Source organism: Chryseobacterium sp. UF-290 (assembly GCF_058245615.1).
This window is the reverse complement of the sequence record NZ_JBSICB010000003.1, coordinates 1-13,192: the sequence shown is the minus strand read 5'-3', so window position 1 is coordinate 13,192 and position 13,192 is coordinate 1. Positions and strand designations below refer to the sequence as shown.

The 13,192-nt window shown below is 38.7% G+C and carries 8 protein-coding genes; all 8 read left to right on the top strand.

Going from position 1 to position 13,192, the window contains the following annotated elements:
• Positions 1-215 precede the first annotated feature (215 nt).
• A complete protein-coding gene (locus tag AC4IF5_RS04020; protein WP_490731922.1) occupies positions 216-3,356 on the top strand; it encodes a SusC/RagA family TonB-linked outer membrane protein in 3,141 nt (1,046 codons plus the stop codon).
• 20 nt (positions 3,357-3,376) lie between these two features.
• Positions 3,377-4,900, top strand: a complete 1,524-nt coding sequence (locus AC4IF5_RS04015; protein ID WP_490731920.1) for a SusD/RagB family nutrient-binding outer membrane lipoprotein — start codon at positions 3,377-3,379, stop codon at positions 4,898-4,900.
• Positions 4,901-4,981: 81 nt separating this feature from the next.
• Positions 4,982-7,327, top strand: coding sequence for a phosphocholine-specific phospholipase C (locus AC4IF5_RS04010; RefSeq protein WP_490731918.1), 2,346 nt, complete (start codon positions 4,982-4,984; stop codon positions 7,325-7,327).
• Positions 7,328-7,511: 184 nt separating this feature from the next.
• On the top strand, positions 7,512-8,090 hold the full coding sequence (locus AC4IF5_RS04005) for a hypothetical protein (RefSeq protein ID WP_490731916.1): 579 nt from the start codon (positions 7,512-7,514) through the stop codon (positions 8,088-8,090).
• Positions 8,091-8,190: 100 nt separating this feature from the next.
• A complete protein-coding gene (locus tag AC4IF5_RS04000; RefSeq protein ID WP_490731914.1) occupies positions 8,191-8,994 on the top strand; it encodes a WxL protein host-binding domain-containing protein in 804 nt (267 codons plus the stop codon).
• Complete coding sequence (locus AC4IF5_RS03995; protein WP_490731912.1) at positions 8,987-11,728, top strand: COG1470 family protein; 2,742 nt, start codon at positions 8,987-8,989, stop codon at positions 11,726-11,728. The genes AC4IF5_RS04000 and AC4IF5_RS03995 overlap by 8 nt, the downstream gene beginning before the upstream one ends.
• Entirely contained in the window at positions 11,725-12,249 is a 525-nt protein-coding gene (locus AC4IF5_RS03990; RefSeq protein ID WP_490731910.1) for a hypothetical protein, read from the top strand. The genes AC4IF5_RS03995 and AC4IF5_RS03990 overlap by 4 nt, the downstream gene beginning before the upstream one ends.
• 9 nt (positions 12,250-12,258) lie before the next feature.
• A complete protein-coding gene (locus AC4IF5_RS03985) occupies positions 12,259-12,828 on the top strand; it encodes a hypothetical protein (RefSeq protein ID WP_490731908.1) in 570 nt (189 codons plus the stop codon).
• Positions 12,829-13,192: the final 364 nt, after the last annotated feature.

Here is a 13,192-nt window from a genome sequence, read left to right as displayed (position 1 = left end):
TTAGCAGTTTAAAAAATTTACCTTCTCCTTTCTTCCAACCTCCAACCATTCCATATATTATTAATACAATAAAGCAAAAGTCCCTATACAAGCAACATCTATCATATTATCATTATATTAATTAGTCCTGTTAAAAGTTATTAAAATCATATTTTTATTTTAATACAGCATTAAAATACAGGTAACAATACCCTGCTAAATTTGTCTTCAAAAAAATGAAGAAAACTCTAGCAACTTTTGCCGTTTTTTTACTTCCTCTTTATTTTACCGCTCAGGAAATCAACATTTCCGGAAATGTAAAGTCTGAAAACGGTTCTTCTGTGTCAGGGGTAAGTATCACTGATAAAAATACAGGAAAGACCGCTACAACAGATGAGAATGGTAATTTTACCATTTCAGCCAACCCAAAAGATATTCTTGAATTCTTTGCTCCTGATTTTTCGGTTTATACCGTTGAAGTTTCTTCAAAAAAACAGTACTCCATTGTTTTAAAAAAGCCGAATGAAAAGCAAATTGAGGGGGTTGTGATTACCGCTTTAGGAATCGCCAAAAAGAAAGAAAAGATCGGATATTCTACTCAGGAGGTGGGTACGAAACAGTTTGAAACGATTACTACCCCAAGTATAGGAAACCTGTTCTCAGGTCAGGTAGCAGGTCTGAATGTTTCCAATCCTACAGGAATGCAGCAGGCCCCACAGTTTACCTTAAGAGGGAATTCCAATCTGGTTTTTGTCATTGATGGAGTTATTGTGGAAAGGGAAGTTTTTCAGAATCTGGATCCTAACAATATAGAAAATATCAACGTGCTGAAAGGAGCCACAGCATCTGCCTTATATGGTTCAAGAGGACGCTACGGAGCTGTTTTGATCACAACAAAAAATGCCAGAAAGAAAGGATTTTCAGTAGAGTTTTCTCAAAATACCATGATTACAGGGGGCTTCACCAACCTTCCAAAAACACAGACCGAATATGGAAACGGTTCACACGGAAAGTATGAATTCTGGGACGGAGCCGACGGCGGAGTGAATGACGGAGATATGATCTGGGGTCCAAAATTTGTCCCGGGCCTGAAGATCGCCCAATGGAACAGTCCCATCAGAGATAAAGTAACCGGACAGGTAATTCCATGGTATGGTGCCGTGACCGGTACGCAATATGATGATAAATCAAGATTTGAAAGGGTTCCGATCGACTGGGCATATCATGATAACTTAAATACGTTTTTAAAACCTGCCGTTATCAACAATAATAATTTCGCCATCAGCTACAGAAATAATAAAGATATCTACAGGTTCTCAGGAAACTTCATGAATTATGATGACAGGGTTCCCAATTCTTATTTACAGAAATACGGGATCAATTTTTCTTCTCAAAACCATCTTGGTGAGAAGTTGATCTTTGATACGAAATTCAATTTCAACCAGGCTTTTACCCCTAATATCCCCAACTACGATTATAATCCGAGCGGACATATGTATACCATCCTGATCTGGATGGGAGGCGATGTAGACGGAAGGGCTCTTAAGAACCACATGTGGATTCCGGGAAGAGAAGGAAGAGCACAAGCCAACTGGAACTATGCATGGTACAACAATCCATGGTTCGGAGCTGAATATTATAAAAACCAGAACAGAACCAATATCATCAATGCCCAGACCGGATTAGAATATAAGGCAACAAAAGATTTTTCGGTAAAAGGTAAAATATCCCTTGTTGAAAATCATAGCAAAACTGAGGTATTGAGTCCTTATTCTTACTTCAACTACAGCGCTCCAAGAAGCGGAGGTTATATTTTAAAGGATGACAAGACCTGGAACCTGAATTATGACGTGCTGGCCACCTACAAGAAAAAAATATCAGAGAATTTTGATTTTACGATCAACGCAGGAGGTTCAACATTTTATTACAAAAACAATAACAATGAAACCTCTACGGATGGGTTGAAAATTCCGGAACTGTATACATTTGAAAATTCAATAGGAGCTCTGAAGAAGTATACTTACCTGAAAGAAAAACTGATCTATAGTGCTTATTCCACGATAGACATCGGATTATATAATGCTTTCTTCATCAATATTTCAGGGCGTAATGACTGGTCTTCCACACTGCCTAAAGCCAACAGGTCTTATTTCTATCCTTCAGCATCCATCAGTGCGGTAATTTCCAATCTGGTAAAAATGCCTGAAGCCATCAATATGCTGAAACTTTCCGCTTCATGGGCAAAGGTAGCGTATGATTTCCAGCCTTATTCGATCAGGAATTATTACCTGAACAATAAAGGAATTACTTTCAACGGTAATCCTACCTATTATTACCCGACCACTCTGAACGTTGAAAATTCTTTGAAACCGGAACAGACAAAATCTTATGAGCTGGGACTGAGCGCAGGCTTCCTTAATAACAGAATTACTTTAGATGCTACATATTTCAGAACATTAGACTACAATAATATTCTTGAATTCCCGGCTGCAGAATCATCAGGTTTCACTTCTCAGTATGTGAATGGCAATGAATATACAACAAAAGGTTTTGAAGTTTCCCTCGGATTAGTTCCTGTAAAAACGACCGATTTTACATGGAAAACCTTAATCAACTGGAGTATTTATGAGCAGAAGCTGACTTCCATCTATGACAATATGCCTAATTACAAAAATATCAGGTTAGGAGAAAGAATGGACAGCTATTATGATTATACATGGCAAAAATCTCCTGACGGGAAAGTGATCCTGGATGCCAATTCAGGAATGCCAACAAGGGCCAATACGCCAAGTAATCTGGGACATTTTAATCCGGACTGGACTTTTGGATTCAACAATACCTTCAAATACAAAAAGCTTTCTTTAAATATCGGAATTGACGGAAGCATCGGTGGTGTGATGAGGTCGCAGGTCGTTGAGAAAATGTGGTGGGGAGGCAAACATCCTAATTCTGTTGCCTACAGAGATCTTGAATACGCTAACCCGGGAACTTATTATTTTGTTCCGGATGGAGTCAATTACAATCCAGCAACAGGAACCTACACTCCGCATACCAAAGCGATAAGCTTCCAGGACTGGGCACAGAACTATCCATACCAGGCCAGGGTAACCCAGGACGAGAGTGAAGAATTTGCCAATGTCTTTGACAGGACTTTCATCAAGCTTAGGTCTGTAGTTCTGGAATATGATTTCTCTTCTTTACTGAATCCCAAAGGAATGGTAAAAGGCTTTACAGCCAATATCTCTGCCTATAATTTAGCAATGTGGAAGAAATCAAAGAACCTCTACTCTGATCCTGATTTCCAGGCAAAAACGGAGAATGATATCCAGGATCCGTCCAGCAGATGGTTCGGAATCGGATTTAATCTTAAGTTTTAACTAAAAAGTACGTCAATACAATGAAAAATAATATATTCAAAGCGAAAAGGCAAAACGGTAAAACAGCAAAATGGCTTAATGTAAGATCCTTACTGCTCGCAGGAGTGTTAGCATTGACTTCATGTGAATCTAATCTTGATAAGATCAACGAAAATCCTAACGACCAGGCCAGCATTGATCCCAAGTATCTTCTGACCTATATTTCAAATTATACGTTTCAGGTAGACGGGGACAATATGTATGCCTCAAGAATGATGATCGGTACTGATGGAGAAAATAAGTATCAGTATATGAAATGGAATGATGCTTCATTTGAAGTCTATACAAAGGGACTTTTAAATACCGTAAAAATGATGCAGGAAGCGGAAAAGGTCAACAACAAAAACTACATCGCCATCGGTAAGTTTTTCAGAGCATATCATTTTTTTACGATCAGTTTAAAAGTGGGAAGCGCTCCTTATTCCGAAGCTGTCAAAGGAGAATCCGGAATTACCCAGTCTACATATGACAGCCAGGAAGCGATCATGTCCGGAATTTTATCTGAACTGAAAGAAGCCAATGATCTGATCAATACCAGCGATAAAATTGAAGGGGATATCGTTTTCAACGGTGATGCTTTAAAATGGAAAAAGCTGATCAATTCATTCCGACTGAAAATTTTGATCACATTATCTAAAAAAACTACAGTAGGAAACTATAATATTGCAACAGAGTTTGCTTCTATTGCAGAAAACCAGCCTTTGATGACCTCAATTACGGACAATGGCGAGCTTAAATTTGCAGATGCCGCGGACAGCAGATATTCCATGTTCAACAACAGTGGCTACGGATCAAGTTTATACATGGCCGATTATTTCATCAATCTGTTTAAGGAAAGACAAGACCCCCGCTTATTTACTTTTGCTGCACAGACTACCGGAGCTAAGGAGGCAGGCAAGCCAATTACAGATTTCACAGGATACAACGGCGGAAATCCTATATCTCCTTATTCTGATAATGCCGCATTGATCACTGCAAAAAATATATCCAAGGTGAATGATCGTTTTTACAAGGATCCTACTAATGAACCGTCTTCTGTTATAAGCTATTCAGAGCTGGAGTTTATTCTGGCTGAAGCGGCGGCCAGAGGGTGGATTTCAGGATCTGCGAAAATACATTACGACAATGCGATCAAAGCAAGTTTCAGTTTTTATCAGACTTATGTAAAAAATCCGGGACAATATTTCTCAGGTTTTGATGTGAATCAGTATCTGGCAACACCGCTGGTGATCTATAATGATGCAGCCCCTCTGCAAACCCAGCTTGAAAAGATCATGACCCAAAAGTACATGACAATGTTTCACCAGGCACAATGGACTTCTTATTATGATTATTTAAGGACAGGATATCCGAACTATCCTTTAAAGTCAGGGGTCGCTGCTCCTTTCAGGTTCAGGTATCCGCAGTCAGAATACAGTTATAACAGCAATAATTTAAAAGCTGCCCTTGCTGCTCAGTATGGAGGAAATGATGATATCAATTCTAAACCCTGGTGGCTACAGTAAAATCTGATTATTTTTTATATAAACAAAGAAATCGCAGGAAAATCCTATTAACTTGCGGTTTCTTTCTTATTACGATTGAATATGAACAGAAGAGAATTTTTAGAAAAATCAAGTCTTTTATTAGCAGGATTGGGAACTTCAAGCGTTCTTCATCCTTCTATCTTAAAAGCACTGGCTATTGAGCCTGCTGCCCAGTCTACTTTTTATGATGCGGAGCATGTGGTGATCCTTATGCAGGAAAACCGTTCGTTTGACCATGCCTTTGGGGCCCTTAAGGGAGTCCGGGGATTTTTGGATAAAAGGGCTTTTATAAAACCGGATGGCCATTCCGTTTTTTTTCAAAAGGGGAATACCGGAAAATATGCTTCTCCTGCACGTTTAGATTTAAGAAATACCAAATCTACATGGATGAGCTCACTCCCCCATTCCTGGGAAAACCAACAGCATGCACTGAATAAGGGAAAATATGACCAATGGCTTCAGGCAAAAGCTTCAGGAAATAAAGACTATAAAAATATTCCGCTGACATTAGGGTATTATAACCGGGAAGATCTTCCTTTTTATTACCAGCTGGCAGATGCATTCACCATATTCGATCAGTATTTCTGCTCCTCACTGACGGGAACTACACCCAACAGATTATTCCTCTGGTCAGGAACATTAAGAGAACAGCAAAACGGTAAAGTAAAGGCCAATGTCGTCAATGAAAATATTGATTATGATAAGGCCAGACAGGCAAAATGGAAAAGCTTCCCTGAAATACTGGAAGCACAAAACATATCATGGCGGATCTATCAGAATGAGATCAGCCTGCCTAAAGGAATGTCCGGAGAGCAGGAAGCATGGCTGAGCAATTTCACCGATAACCCGATTGAATGGTTTTCAAAGTTTAATGTTAAATTTTCAAAAGGTTATTACCAGAACATTCCCAATATCATCACCAACCTGAAAAAGGAAATTGAAAAAAATCCGAAACAGAAAGAAAGGCTGGAGATGATTATCACCGAACTGCAGGAAGATATGATAAAATATCATCCTGACAATTATTCAAAGCTGTCAAAGGAAGAGAAAAACCTTCACGAAAAGGCTTTCACGATCAATTCAAATGATCCTGACTACCGGAATCTGGAAATCGGTGAGGATGAAAACGGAGAGAGACTGGTTGTTCCGAAAGGTGATGTGCTGTTTCAGTTCAGGAAAGATGTAGAAGAGAAAAAACTGCCACTGGTCTCCTGGCTGGTCGCTCCTGAGCATTTCTCGGACCATCCCGGATCACCCTGGTACGGTGCATGGTATATTTCAGAGGTATTAAATATTCTGACCAAAGATCCTGAAACCTGGAAAAAAACAATTTTCATTATCAATTATGATGAGAATGACGGTTATTTTGACCACGTGCTTCCTTTTGCCCCACCCATAAATCCGAGCCAGCCGGTAGACATGAATGGGAAAGAAGGGGTAGAATATGTTGACAAATCCCAGGAATACATGTCTAATCCGGCCTTAAAAGAGTATGAAAAAGTTGAGGGAACTGTAGGGCTGGGTTACAGGGTTCCGATGATTATTGCTTCACCATGGACCAAAGGAGGTTTCGTGAATTCTGAAGTATCAGATCATACCTCGGTATTACAGTTTCTGGAAAAATTCATCATGAAAAAATTCAGCAAAAATGTTCAGGTTGACAATATCAGTGATTGGAGAAGAGCAATCTGCGGAGATCTTACCTCTGCATTTAATTCTCCAAATGTAAAAGCGCCACAAATGGATTATCTGGATCAGAAAGATTATGCCAAAACCATCAATGCTGCTAAAAACAAACCTGTTCCTGACCTGAAATGGTATGCTGAAAACGAACTTACTCCCAATTTACTCGAAATTCAGGAACGGGGATTAAAACCATCCAATCCGCTTCCTTATAACTTTCATGTCAATCTGGAAGATGGGAAGATTAAAATGACCAATTTAAAAGAGAATGGAGTTCCTCTGTTGATTTATGACAGAACTCAGTTCAACGGCTCTGATTATCATTTTTCTTATGCTTTATATTCGAAACAGGAATTAGCCCACACTGTCCATTCAGGAGCCTATGATTATGAGGTTTTCGGGCCTAATGGCTTTTTCAGGAAATTTAAAGGCAATACCGTTCCTGACCTGGAAGTATTATCTGTAAATAATACCTCTAAAAATCAGATTGAGCTGATCTTTAAAAATACTAAAAAAAGAAATCTTGCTATCACGCTGGAAGATCTATACGGGAAAACCCACAAGACCATTTCACTACAGAAGCCGGAAGAAAAAATAGTACTTGACCTTAGCAAAGAAAAAGGCTGGTACGATCTGAAGATCATGCAGAATGATCACCTGTGGCATTTTGCAGGAAGGGTTGAAACCGGCAAGGTTTCTGTTTCTGATCCACATTGGGCATAGAAAATATTCGGATCATATAAAATCCTGTACAATTCTGTACAGGATTTTTTCATACCAAACGTTATAATATTTTTCAAATATATTACATTATAAAAACCAAATAAACATCAATATAAAAAATATCATATATTATTTTCACAATATGCCGAATTTTATTATATTCACTTAACTAATTATTAGCATCATGAAAAAACTAAAATTAACGGTTGCAATGTCTTTATTCGCAGCTGCTGTATCCGGAAATATGAATGCCCAGGATACCAATACAGATAATCACACAATCACAATCTCTATTCCTGAAGTCGCTTTGGTAGACATTGAACCGGCTGCTACCAAAAACCTTACATTAGGATTTACAGCCCCTACAGAAGCGGGAAACCCCGTGATTCCAAGTGCAGAAGATAATACACTATGGCTTAATTATTCTTCCATCAAATCCGTTGCAGATCCTACCCGTAACGTGACTGTGAAATTGAACGCTCTTATTCCCGGAGTGGATATCAACGTAACAGCCGCAGCCGCTACAGGAGCAGGAGGCGGTACGCTGGGAACATCCGCAGGACTTTTAACTTTAAGCGCAGCTGACCAGACTATCATTTCCGGTATCGGAAGTGCTTATACTGGTAATGGTGCCAATAACGGACATAATCTTACGTATGCCCTTGCTGCAGGGAGTGGCCCCGGAGGAGTGGCTGACTATGCAGACCTGCAGGCGACAGCAACTACAGTGGCGACCGTTACTTACACTATATCAGACAACTAGAATCTAAATAAATTCTATTCTGCATTTCAAAAACAAGAAGAAATTGGTATACAGTTTCTTCCTGCTTTTGTATTATTAATAATTTAACTCCAGACTTTATATGATGATAAAGCGTATTCTTCTTTTGATCACCCTGATTTTGCAGTTCAGCTTTTTACATGCCGGCATTGTGATTCTCAACGGGCTTACGCATTCTTATAAAATAGAAAACGGAAAAGTTTATAAAGGAAAAGTTGCCATTGAAAATACCGGAAACAACCCTCAGAGCGTAAAATTATTTTTACAGGACTTCTCCTATCATTCCAACGGGACCATCCATTATACGGCATTACAGAGTAATCAAAGAACCAATGGAAACTGGATCAGGCTGAATACCAACCTGGTTACCCTGAAAGGCAAAGAAAAAACAGAAGTATTGTATGAGATCACTGTTCCCAATAATGCGATGGACCCCGGCAGCTACTGGAGTGTGATCATTGTAGAACCTGTAGAAGATATAAAACCCAGCGACAATAAGCCCGGCGTAAATATCACCTCTGTAATACGATATGCCATTCAGGTCATTACAGATTATGAAACAGAAAAAGCCAAACCGGATCTCACATTTGAAAGTGTGAAAGTAGAGAAAGAAGAAGGAAAACAAACCGTAAAAATCGCAATAGCCAATAACGGAACCCTTTACTGCAAGCCAACCGCATCTATTGAAATCTATAACCGTAAGACAGGAGAAAAAAAAGGCACCTATTCTAGTTTGGCAATGGGACTGCTGCCTTCTACCTCTAAAACGTTTCCCATCGATATCAGTAAAGTTCCTCCGGATCAATACACTGCTACCATCATAGCCACAGATGAAGAAGAAAATGCCTTTGCGGTCAATGTGGAATTAGAAGTAAAAAATGAATAGAAATTGGACATTATTTATCATCATATTATTATTCCCGGTATTTACTTTTTCTCAACAGCAGTCAGACCGATTGATCAGTAAAAAAGATAGCCTAATGCCGGGAATGTCTACTTCTATCCCCTTCTCATTAGAAAATAATTCAGGAGAAAATAAGGCCTATGACATTTCAGTTATCACCTCAAGTCCACACATCACTCCTATTTTAGCAAAAGGGAAATTTGAAATTTCTCCTTATGAAACTTCAGTATACCTCGTTCCTTTACGCATTGCAGCAGAAACACCTCAGGGAATCTATTCCGTAACACTGAATATTACCGACCTCAATAGCGGAATTATTTTTGCCAAAAGCTCACAGGTTACAGTCTCCGGAAATAGAAAGCTTTCCATAACGGTATTAGACTCGCCCGAGTTTACGAGGGCGGGGTCCACAATACGCCCCTCATTTCTTTTAAAAAATAATGGGAATATAACAGAAACCCTTATACTGGAAAGTAAAAATGCCGTTGTTGACCATGATGCATCCCTTATTTTAGGGCCTAATGAATCAAAGGTTATAACCATACATAAAATAACAGATCCTGATATCGGACAAAATGAGTTTCAGAATCTTCATCTTTCCGTGTATTCAAAAGATAATCCCAAAGAAAATCAAAATATTTACACAAGTACTCAGGTAATATCAGTAAAACCCACAGACAACGATATTTATCACAGACTTCCTGTTGCAGTTTCACTATCTTTCATCGGAATGCAGAACAGGGGTGTTTACCACGATGGTTTCCAGGGGGAGATATATGGTAAAGGAACACTGGATAAAGGTAATAAGAATCAGGTCGAGTTCCGGGCTGTCACCCATAATCCTGTAGAGCTCAATTCATTCACTCAATACGAAGAATATTTTGTTAATTATAAACGGGATAATTTTTTTGTCCATCTTGGTGATAAAACCTATTCTTCCTCTTATTTAACGGAATTTGCCAGGTATGGCCGTGGAGCAGAAATCCGGTATAATTTTAATAAAATCAGCCTTGGTGGCTTCTACAATCATCCCAGGTTTTTCCGGGATATTAAAGATGAATTCAATCTCAATTCAACCTTCAGAATCCGAAAAGAATCGGAAGTTTCTGTCGGATATCTTTATAAAATCCCAAGAAAGGGAGAGCTTCATTACGGAGATGCCAGGCTAGATTCTGACGCTCATCTTCCCTATACCAAAGGAAAATTCAAAATTTCAAGAAACATTAATCTTTCTGGAGAATTTGCCTACAGCACAACAAAAAAAACGGAAGGAACGGCCTATATGTTACAGGCTGAAGCGAATTTTGAAAGGCTCAGCGGAAGCTTAATGTATATAAAGGCAAGCCCTGAATTTGCAGGATATTTCACCAATACAAATACATTTAACGGCAATATTTATTACAAAATCTCAAAAAAGTTCAGTGCTTTTGCCAATTATACACAGGATGCCAAAAACTTTCAGAGGGACACTCTGTTTCTGGCAGCACCCTACAGGCAATACTTCCAATATGGTGTACAGTATAAATACCTGACCACCGGTTCTATAATGCTTAATAACGGTTACCAAAAGTATCAGGATCGCCTGGAACCCAGACAGTTTGACTACTATGAACGCTTTTTCAAAGTCAGCATAGACCAACGGATCGGAATGTTTCAGGTCAACCTTGAAGGGCAATTTGGAAAAACAGACAATTATCTCATAGGTTTTAGTGGCCATTCAAACTTTTATTCAGCCAATCTTTCATTTGAAAGATTCAAAACCTCTTTTAATCTGTACGGAAGTTATGCGATCAGTTCCAGATACCAGCAGCAAAATCAGAAACAGCTCTATTACGGAGCCAGGATCTTCAGTCGTTTTTCTGATAAGACCAGCCTCAGTCTTTTTTATCAGAACAATTATATTCCTGAAGAATATTTCAAAGACAGAAATCTATTTGAGCTTCTGTTTCATCAGCAATTATTCCCGGGAAATGAGCTTGATCTTTCAGGCAGATATTCATTACAGAGAGGTGAAATAGGTAATAAGGATTTTATATTTTCAATGCGGTATACCTGGCGTCCTAATGTTCCGGTACAAAAAACAGCAGAATACATTTCATTATCGGGAAATATAAGCAATATGGGAATAAAAAGAACTGAGGGAATAAAATTAATGCTCGGCCACTATTTATCTGTAACAGATCAAGAGGGAAATTACTCATTTAAAAATGTTATTCCGGGTAATTATTTTCTGGAGATAGACCACACAACCACTGAAATCAACGATATTCCGACTTTCACATTTCCGGCAGCACTTTCCCTTATTAACAAAGAAAATGTATTTAATTTCGGATTAACTACCGCAGCAAATATACAGGGGCATATTCAATTTACAGAAGAAAAAGATGACCTTCCATCATTAATGGGCAAAAAAGATAAAAAGAAAAAGGAAAGTATTATTATAGAAGCTGCCGGTAAAGACCAGACGTACCGTAAAATCTGTTTTATCGGAGAAGATTTTGATTTTACCTATCTCAGACCGGGAGACTGGACTGTTAAAGTTTACCGGAATGGTCTTGATAAACGTTATAAAATTTCGACCGATAAATTCCAGTTTACATTAAAGCCTTCAGAAACAAAAAAAATAAGCATCCACGTTGTCAAACAGCAGGTAGAAATCAAATACCAGCAGGAATCCTTAAAGGTAGGATATAATGAAATAAAAAAGAAGAAATGATTTTGATCCGTTCCATATTGTTATCAATAACTTTTATTTTGTCCGGTTTATTCTATTCCCAGACTACTGTTACCATGACTTTACCTATTGTTACTTTGATGGACATTGAGCCTTCTGGAAATATTACTTTAAATTTTACGGCTCCTACCGAAGCAGGAAACGCGATTGGTAATCCCACCCCTAACACATCAAAATGGGTCAATTATACTTCTGCCATCGCTACTGGAGGATTGACCAGAAGAATTACAGCATCTGTGAATAAGGTTATTCCTGGGGTCAATATAAGATTGCAGGCGGCGGCTGCTTCCGGAGCAGGAGGAGGAACATTAGGTACATCTTCAGGACAGGTTATTCTTACGACTACGCCTGTTACGATTATCAGTGGTATTGGAGGCGCCTTTACAGGAAATGGCGCAAACAATGGCCATGCTCTTACAATCTCCTTAATTCCCGGTAATTACGGTACTTTAACGGCCCAAACCAATACAGCCATTGTAATCGTCTACACTATCACAGAATAAAATTGAAACATGAAGATCAATAGTCACTTCCCCAGAGAAATACTCTTAAAAAAATATTTATGCATAATCCTTATAACAATTTGTAGTTATTGGGAAGCACAGACAATCAATGCAAGTGGAAACAATTGGACTGTAAGTGTACCCTCTATCACTGAAGCCGGAAATAATTATACAGGAACTTATGAAAGTACAACCAATGTAATCACACTATCCGGTACATTACCAGGATCATTTCTAAATCTCCTTACAAGTGGAGCCGCCAGGATTAGTATGCACCATAATTCTACTTCCTGGAATAATGCTCTCCATCTTTATGCCAAAAGAAGCGGCGGTACTACTAATATCAGCGGGCTTTGCCTTCTTTGTACCGCAACTATAAATGGTGGAAATACTTACCTGGAAATACCACCGGCCGCGGCTACAGCATTTTTTACAATCAACTTTACCGGAGTTTTAGGGCTAGGCAACAGTGTGACTTTTTCGGGTGTTAATGTGCAATTGCAGATAGGCGGTGCTTCTGTCGTAATCCCGGCTAAAACATACAGCACTCAAATTGTTTTTACAATAGGGCCGAATTAAAATTTTGCCAATCTACAGACTATTTTCAAGTGATCTAATCCCAAATACCAAGATGCATAAAACCTCCGGTTTATAGACTTAAAATAAGGTCAAAATGATGGATAATACAACATACCAGTAGTGGGTAAATAATTAGAACGTTATCCTAACCTTCTCTTATTAGGTTGTCTGATGGGGATAATAGTATAAATACAGTAAGTAAGTATTTGTATAGTATAAAAGGATATATGGTTTGTGGTTTGGTTATCCAGCAAAAAAAAGTCTCATGTATTTGTTATACATGAGACTTTTAAAAATAAAATAAAAACTGGCGGCGGCCTACTCTCCCGCGTTAGCAGTACCATCGGCGCTGGTGGGCTTAACT